Here is a 13,294-nt window from a genome sequence, read left to right as displayed (position 1 = left end):
ATCTTGTTGTCTGATTATTGATTTTTCGCGAAACCATTTGATCATATGACAAGATGTGTATCCACCTTAACTTAATGATTTTTACCAAAATCATTAGGGGATTCATCAGTGCTGAGTACCCCCGCCAGTACGGAACAGTATCCAAACATCTGCACTTTGCTGACGTTCTGCGTCAGACGTTTGGCCAGCGCACTGCCTGCGGCTTTCCCGAGAATATGCGCCCCGAGCATCCACATAAAATAGCTTGCGCTACCGAGATAATAAGTGACGAAATACATCATTGCGCCAAGGCGAATAACGCCAAAACCAATGTTGGTTAATACCAGGACGGCGACAACCCGCCATTGGTCGTTTCGTAATAAATCCCGCAGTTCCGCAAGATAATTATTGTGGGTAGCGGGAGCCTTAATACGTTCACGCGTATTGGCGAAGCAGATCCAGAACATGATGACCGCGATGGTCGCCATAATGGCCATCGCCCAGCGGTAGCCCAGTAATTTATCATCGCCGCCTAAAAACTCTGCGAGCGGCATCATAAAGAATGTCGACAGCGCGCCACCCAGCGTGGCCAGGAAAAAGCGATAGGACTGGAGGGAAATTCGCGCATCGTTGTCGGGCGTGATCACCGCTCCCATGGAGCAATAGGGAATATTGATTGCGGTGTACATCAGCATCATCAGGGTATAGCTGACGGTGGCGAAAATCATTTTACCGTGCAGATCGAGCGACGCCGGCACGGCGTAGGTCAGCAGACAACTTGCGCCAAAGGGCAGCGCCAGCCACAGCATCCAGGGGCGGAATTTGCCCCAGCGCGTGCGCGTCCTGTCTGCGATATAGCCCATCGCCGGGTCTATTATGGCATCGGCGGTTCTCGCCAGAAGAAACATGGTGCCCACGAATGCGGCAGGTAGCCCCACCACGTCCGTATAGTAAAACGTCAGAAAAATAATGACGTTATCCAGCCCAATATGGCTCGCCATATCGCCTAACCCATAACTGATCTTTTCTTTACGGGTAATTATTTCGGTCATTGTATTCACCTTGCCAGTGTAAGGTTTATTTTTGAGGTGCTCCGTAAACAAGGTTAACCATGATGAAAAGGTTAACAATTGCGAGATCTGGCATCGGGGTTACGTAAATTTCTTTTCGTGATACCGGTAACAAATAAAGTATTTAAACAGTGACTTTATACGGTGGAGGATAGGTAACAGCGAATCGTTTCAGCGAAAAAATAGTCATTTCACGGACGCGTCATTGTCATTTAACTGTCATTGTGCGGGGGTAAAAAAGAGGCAAATGGGCAAAGCAGAGGGCATCATGAACGATCCTATGTTTGTCGAAACGCTGATTATCTCCTCATCGTTTTTTATTATCGCGATTATTTTGATTGCTTCCGTGCTGCTGCTGGAAAACGGCTGACCGTTAGCCAGCCGCAGTATTTATTGTTTACGGAACGTCACCAGTTCAGGACGGGCGATACGCAGATAGTCCTGGGTGTCCATAATCACCGACTTTTCCAGCAGGCCGGCGTTAAAGGCGATCTCATCGAAGCGCTCAAACAGCAGCGGATCGGCGACCAGCGTCAGATCCGGATGAAAGCTGAAGGGGGGAATGGCGCCGAAAACGCAGCCGGTAAGCGCATCCACTTCAGCCGGACTGGCGAGCGAGGCCTTTAGCCCACCGAAATGACTGGCCAGCAGGCTCAGATCGGCCTGCCGATCGGCGGCGAGGATTGCCAGAATATGTTTCTTAACACCGTTGCCTTTTACCTTGCAGACCAGTGCTTTTGCACCCTGTCGGAGATCGGTCCCGCGAATTTCACTGACCGCTTCGCATTTCCCAACGGCCTCATGCGCCACCACGCGAAAGCGCGCCTCCTGCTCGGTTAATAAGCTGATTAGCCGCTGATGGGTCGTCGTCCCGATCACGTCATCAGACATAACGATTTCACCTGTGATTTGCCAATACGTAGCTTGTTACATTAGCACGGGACGAAGAGGGCGGAAAGAAAACAGCCAGCGGGTGCGCTGGCTGTTGGGTCATGCGTTGCTGGTGGACGACTGTTTCTGGAGCAATTCGCTAAAATCTAAGTGACTGAATTTAATTCGTAAAACTCTTTCCCCAAAACATCCCCAAAATAACTCCCCAAAACTCCCTGTTTAAATCACAACTTTTTTCCATTCTAGACCACGATCATCTCCATACATTACGCTCATTGCTTCGGTTTTATGCCCTAAAAGAGTTTTGACATCTATACCCTGAGCTTTGTATGTTCTTGATGAAAGCGAGCGCTGTTCATGAAACGGCGGAAGGGCAGTGCAATCCTTAGGCCAGGTAATATTTGCTTTATCTCTTGCCTCCTTAAAATATCTTGATATTGTTTTTTCGGGAACGTGAGATCCCGCTTTACCGTAAGCGTGATGCTTAACATGGTGGATCAGATAAGGGCTCACTACTCTATCGCGACACTTACTAATAACATCAGCCAGAGTCAACCCGATTGCATCGCACTTTAAATTTAAGGGGATAGCTAACTTCATTCCGGTTTTATTTTGGGTAACATGAAGGTGATTATCCCAAATGTCACTAAACTTCATCTCGACTATGTCACCTATCCTTTGCCCGGTTACTAAAGCTAAAAGCATAGAATTTTGAGCGCAAGGCGGCAAAGAGCCTGCGCTTTCAAAAATCAACTTCCATTGTTCAATGCTAAGTCTGCTTCGTTTCACTTTGGCTACTGGATTCTTTACAGCCAAAGCTGGGTTGTAGCCAGGATCAACCTCGCCAGCATGCTGCGCCTCTTTGAACACGTCGTTTAGTACGCTTCTTATCAGTTGGCCCATTCTGTGCTTTCCCTCTGCCTTATACTCATCAATAATTTTTGCAATGAGTCTTGTATCTACATCTTTCAGGCGAAGGTTTGGAACTCTGTCTGCGAGGATCTGAGAACATAATCGTCTGGATTTTACAGTAGGTTTTTTTATCTCACCGTCACGCAACCTATCCATCTGAATTTCGATGTATTTTTTAATCCACTCAGAAACACGTATACCTTGATCCTTTTTCCCTGAGCTCTTCATTGCCATATCAATCAGAGCATAAGATTGCTGAGTTTCTTGTTCTGCTGTTATACGGTTCATCTCGATTGCAGCAGCTTTTGCCGCTTCATCATCTGTACCGAATCCAATAAATGAACCTGTTACAGGGTGGCGATATTGCCAATAAATTTTTGACGTACGTTTATCTAACTTACAGTAAAGGTTGGGTATTTTGACATTATGTTTTCTGGGGCGAGCTGCCATTTATTGCTTTCTCCACTAACTGGCGGGCCTTGTCTGATAATGATGACGAAATATCAACACTGCCAACCATGCCAACAAAACGAGCATCTTCATCTATTACCCAGCGTCGACCTTGCTTTAAGGCTGGCGGATAAGTCTGTTTGGTCTTTGCTATTTTGTTTAATGCTGAGTTGCTTAATGGATATTTGAATCCATTTGGACCAGATGCCCACTCATGAAGTGTTACTAACTGCCCCATGCGTTTCTCTCCACTTTACCGGCTGCACCCGGCTATCTTTTATAGAAAATGCATGATGAGCACCCACCACGGAGGCCATCATTGCAGGTACGACATCTTTTCGTTTCGTTGTTATAAAGCTGGTTGGCCATCTCCTTTGAAATAATTACTGGCATCGGCACGCGGATGACCAGCCTGCGGAGTTCGGCTATTTCGTCGGCCTGCTCCATGACTCTGGCGTACAGATCCGAGGCTTCACCTTTCCACCAGGCAACATCGGCTTTAAGGCGGCGCAGGCGCCGCTGTTTAAGTTTGCTCACCATGGAAGCCACCCCATTTGCTGAAGTGCGCCGATTGCCAGCAGCACGAAAATCACCACGTCGAATGGGTTAGGCATCATCCACCTCTGGCTTTTTGAAATTAGCCTCAATGGACTCGCCAAGGCGCTTAAGCCAATCAGCTAGTTTTAGCGCTGCTTCTTCCGGAGTTTTCTGCCCGGGGAAATCAGTGATGATGATGCTGGCTTGATGATTACCAAAACCATCCCTGTTTATCACCATTCCCTGCTCAAGCACCGTCTGCTGGTTGCTGTGCTTTACGTAATAACGAGCCTCAGAGTTTCCAGTGCTACGCTCTTTGACGTAAGAGACAAGCTCCACCTCAGTGGTAACAGTTTTTCCTTTCGCATCCTCGACGCACTGAATCATTGCCCTGAAAGTGTCGGCCATCACTTCACCTCCTGCTGCGGCGCTGCGGGCAATGGCATCCAGTGAGAAACCATAACATGCTCAACGCAATCAACCGGGCTCCCGTCAAGGCGGTTAAAGAAATTTCCTGAGTGTTCGTCGAAAAAAGAAACATGACGATAACCAAAAATGTTGTGAGTGATGACCTCTTGTTCATCCTCAGGCATCCGCTCACTGCAAGCCACCCAACCATCTGGCAACTCATCACGATTACTTACAGGTTCGGCACCCTGAAGCATGGCGGCGCGGATGTTTTGCGCGTATTCATGAGCAGCGTTTGAAGCCTTACTCTGCCACCCATCTGGATAATCACCAGACTTAATAGATTCTGCCGCCATAAATTCAGCAAACTGCTCGAGCAAATCAGGCACAGATACTGGAACTGGCGGGGCGGCGTATAGCTTGATAACACGATGCGGGTCTGCGTTCGGCGTGACAGGGTTTGCTGTAAACAGGTAGCCGCAGCCGTATTTCTCAACATCACGTAATTCTTGCTCGTCAGTCCACGCAACGACATCAGCTTCGAGCGATGCCAGAGCAATCTTCATCGCCTCCAGCGCCCGGGCTGCATCTTCGTTTACAGCGCCTGGCGTCGCATCGCGCTCTTCTTCAAGCTCTGCGATGGTCTTCAAAAGCCATTCTTTGGTAAGTGTGCTCATGATGCTTCTCCATGACGCTGAACGGCGATAGCTTTGTGCTCGTCGATAATCTCCACGACTTCTGCATGGACCAATCCTTCGAGATAGATAACACCTGTGTCGCTTATACCCGCCAGGCTGATCAGCTCTACAAGGCGACGCGCTTTCTTAACGCTAATTTCTGGCGCTATAACGCTGCGGGTAACTTTCTTCTTACCTTTGGCAGCAGCAGAAGCTTTATCCTTCTGAAGAACCTCACCGGCCTTTTCGCCAAACTCTTTTACTCGGTCTACGGCCACATCTACAGACACGGCTCCGGACTTAACTTCTTTCTGAACGTCGTGATTGGCTGTGCTAAGAAGCAGAAGTTTTTCGACAGTAGGGACAGACTTGTTGACCAGCTTTGCTATCTCGCTGGTGGTCTGGTTGAAGGCGTTATGAAGCTCCTGAATAACAGCTGCCTGTTCCATATCGGATAGCGGGAGCTGATTGTTACTGGTCATGATGCGCGCCAGGCGCTGAACATCGCTACCGTTGAACGGCATGATGTGGATGCGGTCTACTGGCTTACCAGCTTCTGCACAACGCGCATAGCAGCGACGACGACGGTGGCCTTCAACAACCCACACTCCACCTTCATCACGGGCTATAACTTCCAGCGGGGGAACGGAGCCACCGTTCATCAGATAGTTGAAGAGGTCATCATCTGCCTGGCGGGTACGTTCATCATCTTCGCGTTTGTTGAAACCTTCCCGCACATGGATTTGATCAAGGCTGATAAACATCCCGGTATCGGTGCGCTTGATGGTCCCGTCACGTGTCATTTGCTTGAATGAGTTAGCCATCAGAGAGCCACCTCGTTATTTTGGGAAATGACGATGGGTGTCAGCTCACGCAATTCTCGCTGGGCTTCCAGTAAATGCATATTGGTTCTGGTCTTCGTGTGGCGTTCAATAATGCGGTCACACTCTTTGGCCCAGCTTGCGACATCTTCACGCAGAGTAGCGTTCTGAACAGCAAGTTCTTTACGCTGCGCCATCGCTTCACAAAGCGCGACGCTGGTATAGTCCAGGCGGTTAGCCAGTTCTTTCATAATGCCGCAATAAGCTGGCGGAAGGAGAGGGGCTGCCTTACGCGCTGCGTCGATCAGCTGCTCCCGGGTCATGCGTGGTTGTAACTCGGTGACGTTCTGTGTGTTCGTCATGGATAGTTTCTCCGTGTTATACGCGCTCTGCACAGCGCTGAATTTTGGTTGCACGAATCCCTCGCCGACTGGCGACAAAAAATAATGGGGTTTCGTTTTAATAAGCACCCAATCAGGGCACTTAGTGAAACGGGCGGCTGCCACCGCCAGTTAGCTTCTCCACAATTGAGAGCGCGTTCTCCTGAGTTGATTTAACGACTACGGCCTCTCAAGTTGAACGCTGAACGCGCTTTCAGTTGTGTAAAAGGGGCGGTCGACATTAAGGACATTCATAACTGCCGACCGCCAAGACTACACACAGCAATCAAAACTTTGCCTGTCTTTTCACCACATCAGGCTCGGTGGTATTCTTGGAGTTCTCACACAACCAAGAAGGATATTACAAATGGACGAAGTTAAGTTCTCTTGCCCAGAATGCAGTGGCGAACTCTTCGATAGCACCGCGATACCTGAAGGTTCTGACAGTTTTGCGGGAGCTGTCTGTGGAAATTGTGGTCACGTTGTAACTGAAGACGAGAGCTCTCAGTTCGATGATCAGCTTGCCAATGATTACTTCGACAATCTCACCAGGAACCTTTTCGATTAATGGCAAGTAACGCTTGCTGACCGCCTCAACAACCTGCGTTTGAACTTTCAATGCGCTGCAATCTACATGCAGCGTCAATTCGACATAGCCACAGCTCTTACACTTATCGCTAATAGGCGCAAAGGTCTCGCCGGCTGGCAACTTAATCGTCTTTCTGTTTGCGCTTGTGCTCATACTGCCTACCCACAATGTTCGCTGCTGATGAATAAAATCTAACTTAACTTAGTTTTTAGGTCAAGGGTAAACACCAAACTTTTCTTAGTTTAGTGTTTTGAGGAGTTAGGGAACTTAGATTTCGTACTGAACGCCTTTGACAACGCCAATAATAAGGCAGTTACCGTTGATCGGTATGTTGGGGTAGCGAGGATTTAGTGGGACTAAAAATTTTTGTGGGCCATCAATGACAAGTTTTTTAACAGTCGCTTCGTTAGTGCCATCAATACGCGCAACAACAATCTTCCCATGAAGGGGTTCGACATCTGGATCAACAATAACGGTAGCCCCTTCAGGTATTGTTGGGAGGCCATTTGGATTGGTCATTGAATCCCCTTTGACCTCTAAAGCGAACGAGCTATCTCCAATGCGAAGTGATGTCTCAACCCATTTATCGACATCGCTGAACAAATCAGCAGTTTTACATTCCGTAAACTGCCCAGCCTGAACCCAAGAAATCACTGGCACACGCCGCATTTTAGTTATGAGGGCACCCTCAAATTCGGTGCCGTAAAGAATGTAATCTATTGATGTATTGAAAAATTTCGCCAGCTTAACCAGCGATTCACCGTTTGGGATATTCACATCCTTTTCCCAATAACCGACCGCTACGTCACTAACACCGCAGAATTTACCCAGTTCTTTTTGAGAGGTTCTTGTAACCCTACGTAGGGCTTTAATGCGCTGACCAACCGTTTCCATGAAAGCACCAAATTTAAAAAAGACTAAGCAATCTTAGTTTTTATTGACCAAAGTTAGATTGGTTATTAATATCTAATCAAACTTAGCTAAGGAGGCTTCATGACAACCGACGAGATTGAACAACATTTCGGCAGCACTGAAAAAGTTGCCGAATTTTTTGGCATCACTAGTGAGGCCGTTTACCAGTGGCGTAACCGCCCAGGACGCTTAATCCCAAAAGGACGAGCTGCTGAAGCTGCGTATCGAACTGCTGGTGAACTGGAATTCAACCCAGAACGTTATGGCAAGAATACATCGCCAAGCGATCAGAAATAACCACAGAGATAAGGGGTTAACCGTGGGTATAGAACCTGAATGGAAAGTTGAGAAGCAGCCCGCCTGGCTAGTGGCCGCAATCAGGAAGACGATTGCCGCGTTGCCAGGAGGATACGCTGAAGCGGCGGAAATTCTGGACGAAACCCAGAATTCACTCTTTAACCGCCTTCGTGCTGGTGGCGACCAGATCTTTCCGATGGGCTGGGCAATGGTGCTTCAGAGCGCCGCTGGCGTAAGTTACATCGCTGACGCGTTCTCTCGTGAAACCGATAACGGAATTCACGTTCCCGGCGCCGTGCCTGATGATGAAAACGAAGAGATTGGCCTGAAGCTGGCCGAGCTGGTGGGGAGGCTTGGTGAGCTGGTCAACGCTTACCGTCATTACATTGAAGATGGTGTAGTTGACCGGAGCGAGTGGCAAAGTCTTAACGATATCGCATATCAGTTCAGGGTCACTCTCATGACGTTCCTGAACCTTATTTCCCGTGTTTATTGCCTCCCAGAAATAGGTGAGGCCCGCGAGTGTGCAGCTCCGGGCCCCTTGGCGTGTCGTATCAGTGGAGAAACTAACGCATGAACAGTGTAACGGTAAACAACCGTCTCCCGCAACTCCGTGGTATTCCCGTTGTTGGAACCTCGTCGTTTCGGTATGAGCGGATGGTATCAGGCCGCTGGGTTCCATGTAACCACAGTAGGGCTATGGCGATTGTGGGTGTCTGGCGTCGGAAGGGGAGAGCGCTATGCGAGAACTTAACCGGCGTTTCAGAGATCACTATGGCGTCCCGGTGCGCGTCATCAGATGGGAGCCCGAGACCCGACGCGTTATATACCTCCGCGAAGGGTACGATCATGAGTGCTTCAGCCCTCTTGAGCAATTCCAGCGTAAATTTACAGAGTTAAAGGACGACCATGAGCCTGTTAATGCCATCCCGGCCGATAGTGATTAACCCTGACCTTGCGTACAGCATTGGGCTGAACGAGGCCATTGCGTTGCAGCAGGTTAATTACTGGCTGAAAGAAACCACCTCCGGACTGGAGCGTGACGGCGTGCGCTGGATTTACAACACCAATGAGCAGTGGCTGGAGCAGTTTCCGTTCTGGTCTGAATCCACCCTGAAGCGCACATTCACCCGCCTGAAAAACCTTGGCGTACTCAAAGTTGAGCAGCTGAACAAGTCTCAGCGCGACATGACGAACTATTACACGATCAACTACGAAAGTGAGCTTTTAGATGAGGTCAAAGTGACCAAATCGAAGAGTTCAAAATGCACTCTTCCATCAGGTCAAAATGAACCGATGGAAGAGGTCAAAGTGGAACGCTCCATCAGGTCAAAACGAACGGCTCTCATCAGGTCAAATTGCACTGATGTTCTTACAGAGAATACAACAGAGAATACTACAGATATTAAAAACCCTATTTGTCCGGTTGCGCCGCAACCAGACGGTGATGTGTTGATCACCGATCAGGCTAAACAGGTTTTAAACCATTTGAACCAGGTGACCAATTCGCGCTATCAGGTTTCAACAACCTCGCTGCAAAACATTCGCGCCCGAATCGGGGAGGGCTTCACCGTTGAAGAACTGTCGCTGGTGGTGGACTACTGCAACGCCAAGTGGAGCGACGATTTAACAATGGCGTCCTACCTGCGCCCGCAGACACTTTTCCAGCCAACAAAGTTTCCAGCGTATCTGAAGTCCGCTACCAACTGGGCGAATGCCGGAAGGCCAGCGCGTGTTAACGGGAAGTGGGAGCGTGAGGATGGAATCTTTAAATCCAGCTTCCAGAATACCGACTACAGCAAAGTCCCGGCGGGCTTCAGAGGAGCGAACTCATGAGCCTTCTGAAAGATATTCAAATTTTCATCGCTGAAAACCCTGGGTTAACTAACAAACAGATCGCAGCTTCAATGCCTCAATACCGCCTTCATGCTGTTCAGCGCGGTGTATGCCATCTGGTCAAATTGAATCGCGCAACACGGCAGCATAACGGTAAGTGCTACCAGTATTTTGCCAAAGCGCCGGGTGGTGACGTTAGCGAGGGGCGTTCTGCACTGAAAATTAACCGGGCAGATACACCAGCTGTATCGGAACAGGAAGAAGCGCCGAATCCAGCTGTAACCAGGATGATGGATAAGGCTCAAGGCCTGTTTGAAAAAGGGCTCTACCAGCGTGCGGCCACAGTTCTGTTGGATGCCTTTAATCGCTCTAAGAACGAAGAGCAGCGGATGAAGATACTGATTGAGCGTCAGCGTTGCCTGAGCATGGCGCCGAAAGTGAAAGCACCCTCTGATGCATGGTGTCTGGCTGGCCGAGCGAGGAATGTCTGATGAAATACTCACTGATTTACGCTGACCCAGCCTGGCTTTATGACAACAAAGCCAGTAACGGTGCAGCAGAAGATCACTACGACACGATGAAACTGATCGACATGAAGCGGTTACCGGTTTGGGACCTGGCTGCCGATGATGCAGTTCTGGCTATGTGGTTTACTGGAACCCATACCCGCGAAGCTATCGAACTGGCTGAAGCGTGGGGCTTTAAGGTCCGCACGATGAAGGGCTTTACCTGGGTGAAGTTCAACCCACTGTCAGAGAAGCATATCAACAAAGCACTTCAGGCAGGCCGTGTGGAAGATTTTTACGACTTCCTCGACCTGCTGAACGCACAGACACGCATGAACGGCGGAAACTACACCCGAGCCAATACCGAAGACCTCTTGATCGCCACCAGGGGAAATGGACTTGAACGCAAGTGCGCCAGCATCAAGCAGGTTATCTACAGCCCACTCGGTGAGCACAGCCGGAAGCCGGCAGAGGCGCGTTTCCGTCTTGAGAAGCTTTACGGTGATGTTCCACGCATCGAACTATTCAGCCGTTGCGGTGCGCCTGGCTGGGACCACTGGGGAAATCAATCTGAATCACCAGCTGTTGAGCTTATACCGGCAGTTGCCGTTCCCATGAAAAAACAACAGGAGCGCGCCGCATGAAACCTGAATTAACGCCGCGTCAGAATGAAGTGTTTGAAGCTATCAAGGTTCATATCGAAAAGGCAGGCTTCCCACCTACGATGCTGGAGCTTGCCCGATTAATTGGCTGCGCATCACCGAACGCTGCTGTAGCGCACGTGAAGTCACTTAAGAAAAAGGGTTACATCACTGTTGCTCCTGGCGCAGCCAGGGGCATTACCGTCGTCAAAACGGAATGGGATGCAGATCCAGTAACGATCATCAAAGACCTGCTATCCGGTGGAGATAAGGCCAGAGATAACGCTGTTGATTGGCTGAAAAAACAGGGAGTGAGTTTATGAAACTGGTGCTCCCGTTCCCACCGAGCGTAAACACATACTGGCGAGCCCCAAACAAGGGGCCGTTAAAAGGCCGCCATCTTATCAGCGAGAAGGGCAGGGCATATCAAAGCGCGGCATGTGCAGCGATCATTGAGCAACTGCGTTGCTTACCAAAACCATCATCATCACCAGCTGCGGTGGAAATCCTTCTCTTTCCTCCAGATGCCCGCCGCCGCGACATCGACAACTACAACAAGGCTCTGTTTGACGCGCTCACGCATGCAGGCATTTGGGAGGATGACAGCCAGGTGCAGAGAATGTTGGTGGAGTGGGGGCCGAAAGTGCGTGGCGGAAGGGTAGAAATATCGATAACCAGGCATCAACCAACAATGGGGGGAATTGGGTGAGAGCCATACTGACGCCTGAAATTGCGCCGATATCCGGGGTGGTTCTGTTCCGCCCTGGTACCGAACTGCTCTGGTTATTCCGTCAGGGAAGGGTAGTTATTGAGCCACCATCCGAAGCCATACAGCATCTGCCATCGGGATTAATCCCTGAAGCCCACCAGCCCCTGACTGACGATGCCAACATGCAGGCTATTTTCGTTAACGAAAGGGTCATTCAGCGAGCTGGTGGATTGAGTAGCCTTGATGCCTGGCTGGAGAGAAAATTTGAATGTCAGTGGCCTCACACTGACTGGCATGCCAGTGACTTTACGGTAATGCGCCACGCTCCGGGGAGCATTCGTCTTTGCTGGTCTTGTGATAACCATTTACGTGAGCAAACCACTGAAAGACTGGCAGGAATTGCCATGCAGAACCTGGTAAAATGGCTTCTGGAAATGGTGAATATTGATTTAGGTTTCAGCGCTGACCACACTCTTTCGCTTCCTGAGTTCTGCTGGTGGATGGTACGTAATGATCTGGCTGATCTTGTTCCTGAATCAGTGGCGAGTAAAGCACTTAGAATCAAGCCAGAACAGCACAGTTCAGTGATGAGGGAAAGCGACATTGTCCCGTCATTACCGGCTACGCAAGTCTTTCAGGAGAAGGCAAAAAAGATAGTGGCGGTGAGGGTCGATCCTGAAACGCCGGAATCTTTCATGCTGAGGCCAAAGCGCCGACGCTGGGAGAACGATAAGTACACCCGCTGGGTTAAGTCGCAGCAGTGCAGTTGCTGCAATAACCCGGCAGACGACCCCCACCACCTGATAGGCCACGGGCAGGGTGGAATGGGTACTAAGGCGCATGACCTGTTTGTGATACCGCTGTGCAGAGCGCATCACAACGAGTTACACGCTGATCCTGTGGCATTTGAAGCGAAGCACGGCGACCAGTTAACGCTGTTGTTTCGATTTTTAGATCGTGCGCTGGCAATCGGCGCACTGGCGTAAGTGGAGACGCAACATGATCAATCCTTCAGAAGTTGGAAAATCTGGCGAGATGGTTCGCCTTCACACTCTCGAAAGCATCTGGGTACAGGGTAAGCTCCGCATGTGGGGCCGCTGGTCATACATTGGTGGTGGTTCAGGCGGGAACATGTTCAACCAGCTGCTGGCATCAGGGAAAATCACCAAAACGGCAATCAACGATGCGCTGCGTCGCATGAAAAAATCCGGCATTACTAAACCTGAGCTGGAGGCATACCTTCGCGAAATCCTCGACAGCAAAAACAAAAGCGGCCTGGCGTTCTGTTCTGATGAAGAAGGGCTAAAGGTGGATGGTGTTATTGCTTCCGTCCTGATGAATGACGACTACCGATCACTTTATGGCGTCATCGTGGACCGTCACAGACTTCGAAAGAGCAAACTCCAGATGGCGAACGAGCTTAATGCCAAACACCCTGACTGGACCCTCATCACTTGCCGTCGTCGCATTGATATATGGGTTAGTCTTGCAGAATCGATCCTTTACGCACCACTTTGTGACGCTTTCGGCACAAATAGCGACAGATTTAAGTTGCAGAGTGAGCAAGAAAGTGCTTAAATTGTGGTAGGCTCGGGACGTTAAAGCGAACTGAGCAGCAAGCTTAAAACCCGCAAGCAATGCGGGTTTTTTGTTATCATGACCTTTTGAATCCATTAAGG

At 49.6% G+C, this 13,294-nt stretch carries 21 protein-coding genes and 1 pseudogene; 12 read left to right on the top strand and 10 right to left on the bottom strand.

Annotated features, from left to right (window positions below):
- Nucleotides 1-110: 110 nt before the first annotated feature.
- Nucleotides 111-1,031, bottom strand: a pseudogene (locus ACOTX5_RS22815) (glycoside-pentoside-hexuronide (GPH):cation symporter); the annotation flags it as partial.
- Nucleotides 1,032-1,317: 286 nt separating this feature from the next.
- Here ACOTX5_RS22815 and yoaI point away from each other — a divergent pair.
- Entirely contained in the window at nt 1,318-1,419 is a 102-nt protein-coding gene (yoaI, locus tag ACOTX5_RS22810; protein ID WP_017384693.1) for a small membrane protein YoaI, read from the top strand.
- A 20-nt stretch (nt 1,420-1,439) separates the two neighbouring features.
- On the opposite strand, the gene ACOTX5_RS22805 is transcribed toward yoaI, so the two are convergent.
- From ACOTX5_RS22805 to ACOTX5_RS22770, 8 genes are all read right to left on the bottom strand, one after another.
- Nucleotides 1,440-1,940, bottom strand: coding sequence for a YbaK/prolyl-tRNA synthetase associated domain-containing protein (locus tag ACOTX5_RS22805; protein WP_015570783.1), 501 nt, complete (start codon nt 1,938-1,940; stop codon nt 1,440-1,442).
- 219 nt (nt 1,941-2,159) lie between these two features.
- Nucleotides 2,160-3,302 (bottom strand): phage integrase Arm DNA-binding domain-containing protein, encoded by a 1,143-nt coding sequence (locus ACOTX5_RS22800; protein WP_063945211.1) that lies wholly within the window; start codon nt 3,300-3,302, stop codon nt 2,160-2,162.
- Nucleotides 3,277-3,540: an excisionase gene (locus ACOTX5_RS22795; protein ID WP_022650818.1), complete on the bottom strand. Its 264-nt coding sequence runs from the start codon at nt 3,538-3,540 to the stop codon at nt 3,277-3,279. Before ACOTX5_RS22795 ends, ACOTX5_RS22800 begins: the two co-directional genes overlap by 26 nt.
- A gap of 32 nt (nt 3,541-3,572) precedes the next feature.
- Entirely contained in the window at nt 3,573-3,842 is a 270-nt protein-coding gene (locus ACOTX5_RS22790; RefSeq protein ID WP_045345724.1) for a hypothetical protein, read from the bottom strand.
- Between the two features lie 66 nt (nt 3,843-3,908).
- Nucleotides 3,909-4,247, bottom strand: a complete 339-nt coding sequence (locus tag ACOTX5_RS22785) for a hypothetical protein (RefSeq protein ID WP_234101278.1) — start codon at nt 4,245-4,247, stop codon at nt 3,909-3,911.
- Nucleotides 4,247-4,924, bottom strand: coding sequence for a DUF551 domain-containing protein (locus tag ACOTX5_RS22780; RefSeq protein WP_063945210.1), 678 nt, complete (start codon nt 4,922-4,924; stop codon nt 4,247-4,249). Before ACOTX5_RS22780 ends, ACOTX5_RS22785 begins: the two co-directional genes overlap by 1 nt.
- The gene (locus tag ACOTX5_RS22775) at nt 4,921-5,748 is read right to left on the bottom strand and encodes a hypothetical protein (protein WP_063945209.1); all 828 of its coding nucleotides are present in this window, start codon (nt 5,746-5,748) and stop codon (nt 4,921-4,923) included. Before ACOTX5_RS22775 ends, ACOTX5_RS22780 begins: the two co-directional genes overlap by 4 nt.
- On the bottom strand, nt 5,748-6,107 hold the full coding sequence (locus tag ACOTX5_RS22770) for a hypothetical protein (RefSeq protein ID WP_216674575.1): 360 nt from the start codon (nt 6,105-6,107) through the stop codon (nt 5,748-5,750). The genes ACOTX5_RS22775 and ACOTX5_RS22770 overlap by 1 nt, the downstream gene beginning before the upstream one ends.
- A 385-nt stretch (nt 6,108-6,492) precedes the next feature.
- Here ACOTX5_RS22770 and ACOTX5_RS22765 point away from each other — a divergent pair, with 385 nt between their 5' ends.
- On the top strand, nt 6,493-6,693 hold the full coding sequence (locus tag ACOTX5_RS22765; RefSeq protein ID WP_023315867.1) for a zinc ribbon domain-containing protein: 201 nt from the start codon (nt 6,493-6,495) through the stop codon (nt 6,691-6,693).
- 288 nt (nt 6,694-6,981) lie between these two features.
- Here the strand turns inward: ACOTX5_RS22765 and ACOTX5_RS22760 are convergent, their stop codons facing one another.
- Entirely contained in the window at nt 6,982-7,608 is a 627-nt protein-coding gene (locus ACOTX5_RS22760; RefSeq protein WP_023315868.1) for a LexA family protein, read from the bottom strand.
- 99 nt (nt 7,609-7,707) lie between these two features.
- Here ACOTX5_RS22760 and ACOTX5_RS22755 point away from each other — a divergent pair, with 99 nt between their 5' ends.
- The 10 genes from ACOTX5_RS22755 (at nt 7,708) to ACOTX5_RS22710 (ending at nt 13,193) form a co-directional block, all read left to right on the top strand.
- Nucleotides 7,708-7,923 (top strand): Cro/CI family transcriptional regulator, encoded by a 216-nt coding sequence (locus ACOTX5_RS22755; protein ID WP_023315869.1) that lies wholly within the window; start codon nt 7,708-7,710, stop codon nt 7,921-7,923.
- Between the two features lie 22 nt (nt 7,924-7,945).
- Nucleotides 7,946-8,500 (top strand): YmfL family putative regulatory protein, encoded by a 555-nt coding sequence (locus ACOTX5_RS22750; protein WP_126508865.1) that lies wholly within the window; start codon nt 7,946-7,948, stop codon nt 8,498-8,500.
- Nucleotides 8,501-8,663: 163 nt separating this feature from the next.
- A complete protein-coding gene (locus ACOTX5_RS22745) occupies nt 8,664-8,870 on the top strand; it encodes a DUF4222 domain-containing protein (RefSeq protein ID WP_126508864.1) in 207 nt (68 codons plus the stop codon).
- Nucleotides 8,833-9,759: a conserved phage C-terminal domain-containing protein gene (locus tag ACOTX5_RS22740; protein ID WP_126508863.1), complete on the top strand. Its 927-nt coding sequence runs from the start codon at nt 8,833-8,835 to the stop codon at nt 9,757-9,759. Before ACOTX5_RS22745 ends, ACOTX5_RS22740 begins: the two co-directional genes overlap by 38 nt.
- Nucleotides 9,756-10,250, top strand: coding sequence for a hypothetical protein (locus ACOTX5_RS22735; protein ID WP_063945204.1), 495 nt, complete (start codon nt 9,756-9,758; stop codon nt 10,248-10,250). The genes ACOTX5_RS22740 and ACOTX5_RS22735 overlap by 4 nt, the downstream gene beginning before the upstream one ends.
- Nucleotides 10,250-10,909, top strand: coding sequence for an MT-A70 family methyltransferase (locus ACOTX5_RS22730; protein WP_063945203.1), 660 nt, complete (start codon nt 10,250-10,252; stop codon nt 10,907-10,909). Before ACOTX5_RS22735 ends, ACOTX5_RS22730 begins: the two co-directional genes overlap by 1 nt.
- Complete coding sequence (locus ACOTX5_RS22725; RefSeq protein WP_063945202.1) at nt 10,906-11,229, top strand: LexA family transcriptional regulator; 324 nt, start codon at nt 10,906-10,908, stop codon at nt 11,227-11,229. Before ACOTX5_RS22730 ends, ACOTX5_RS22725 begins: the two co-directional genes overlap by 4 nt.
- The gene (locus tag ACOTX5_RS22720; RefSeq protein ID WP_058645252.1) at nt 11,226-11,615 is read left to right on the top strand and encodes a RusA family crossover junction endodeoxyribonuclease; all 390 of its coding nucleotides are present in this window, start codon (nt 11,226-11,228) and stop codon (nt 11,613-11,615) included. The genes ACOTX5_RS22725 and ACOTX5_RS22720 overlap by 4 nt, the downstream gene beginning before the upstream one ends.
- The gene (locus ACOTX5_RS22715; RefSeq protein WP_063945201.1) at nt 11,612-12,601 is read left to right on the top strand and encodes a DUF968 domain-containing protein; all 990 of its coding nucleotides are present in this window, start codon (nt 11,612-11,614) and stop codon (nt 12,599-12,601) included. The genes ACOTX5_RS22720 and ACOTX5_RS22715 overlap by 4 nt, the downstream gene beginning before the upstream one ends.
- Nucleotides 12,602-12,614: 13 nt before the next feature.
- Entirely contained in the window at nt 12,615-13,193 is a 579-nt protein-coding gene (locus tag ACOTX5_RS22710; protein ID WP_063945200.1) for a DUF1133 family protein, read from the top strand.
- Nucleotides 13,194-13,294: the final 101 nt, after the last annotated feature.

Origin of the sequence: Enterobacter cloacae complex sp. IR5441 (assembly GCF_049238215.1) — a bacterium.
GTDB lineage: Bacteria > Pseudomonadota > Gammaproteobacteria > Enterobacterales > Enterobacteriaceae > Enterobacter > Enterobacter hormaechei_C.
The sequence above is the reverse complement of the archived record's forward strand: the minus strand, read 5'-3'. Positions and strand labels throughout refer to the sequence as shown.

Bases quoted from the DNA above. Each gene is read 5' to 3' on its own strand.
- ACOTX5_RS22720 (WP_058645252.1), top strand. From the start codon at position 11,226: ATGAAACTGGTGCTCCCGTTCCCACCGAGCGTAAACACATACTGGCGA.
- ACOTX5_RS22730 (WP_063945203.1), top strand. From the start codon at position 10,250: ATGAAATACTCACTGATTTACGCTGACCCAGCCTGGCTTTATGACAAC.
- ACOTX5_RS22735 (WP_063945204.1), top strand. From the start codon at position 9,756: ATGAGCCTTCTGAAAGATATTCAAATTTTCATCGCTGAAAACCCTGGG.
- ACOTX5_RS22740 (WP_126508863.1), top strand. From the start codon at position 8,833: ATGAGCCTGTTAATGCCATCCCGGCCGATAGTGATTAACCCTGACCTT.
- ACOTX5_RS22725 (WP_063945202.1), top strand. From the start codon at position 10,906: ATGAAACCTGAATTAACGCCGCGTCAGAATGAAGTGTTTGAAGCTATC.
- ACOTX5_RS22765 (WP_023315867.1), top strand. From the start codon at position 6,493: ATGGACGAAGTTAAGTTCTCTTGCCCAGAATGCAGTGGCGAACTCTTC.
- ACOTX5_RS22780 (WP_063945210.1), bottom strand. From the start codon at position 4,924: ATGAGCACACTTACCAAAGAATGGCTTTTGAAGACCATCGCAGAGCTT.
- ACOTX5_RS22785 (WP_234101278.1), bottom strand. From the start codon at position 4,247: ATGGCCGACACTTTCAGGGCAATGATTCAGTGCGTCGAGGATGCGAAA.
- yoaI (WP_017384693.1), top strand. From the start codon at position 1,318: ATGAACGATCCTATGTTTGTCGAAACGCTGATTATCTCCTCATCGTTT.
- ACOTX5_RS22745 (WP_126508864.1), top strand. From the start codon at position 8,664: ATGCGAGAACTTAACCGGCGTTTCAGAGATCACTATGGCGTCCCGGTG.
- ACOTX5_RS22805 (WP_015570783.1), bottom strand. From the start codon at position 1,940: ATGTCTGATGACGTGATCGGGACGACGACCCATCAGCGGCTAATCAGC.
- ACOTX5_RS22795 (WP_022650818.1), bottom strand. From the start codon at position 3,540: ATGGGGCAGTTAGTAACACTTCATGAGTGGGCATCTGGTCCAAATGGA.
- ACOTX5_RS22790 (WP_045345724.1), bottom strand. From the start codon at position 3,842: ATGGTGAGCAAACTTAAACAGCGGCGCCTGCGCCGCCTTAAAGCCGAT.
- ACOTX5_RS22710 (WP_063945200.1), top strand. From the start codon at position 12,615: ATGATCAATCCTTCAGAAGTTGGAAAATCTGGCGAGATGGTTCGCCTT.
- ACOTX5_RS22760 (WP_023315868.1), bottom strand. From the start codon at position 7,608: ATGGAAACGGTTGGTCAGCGCATTAAAGCCCTACGTAGGGTTACAAGA.
- ACOTX5_RS22800 (WP_063945211.1), bottom strand. From the start codon at position 3,302: ATGGCAGCTCGCCCCAGAAAACATAATGTCAAAATACCCAACCTTTAC.
- ACOTX5_RS22775 (WP_063945209.1), bottom strand. From the start codon at position 5,748: ATGGCTAACTCATTCAAGCAAATGACACGTGACGGGACCATCAAGCGC.
- ACOTX5_RS22770 (WP_216674575.1), bottom strand. From the start codon at position 6,107: ATGACGAACACACAGAACGTCACCGAGTTACAACCACGCATGACCCGG.
- ACOTX5_RS22755 (WP_023315869.1), top strand. From the start codon at position 7,708: ATGACAACCGACGAGATTGAACAACATTTCGGCAGCACTGAAAAAGTT.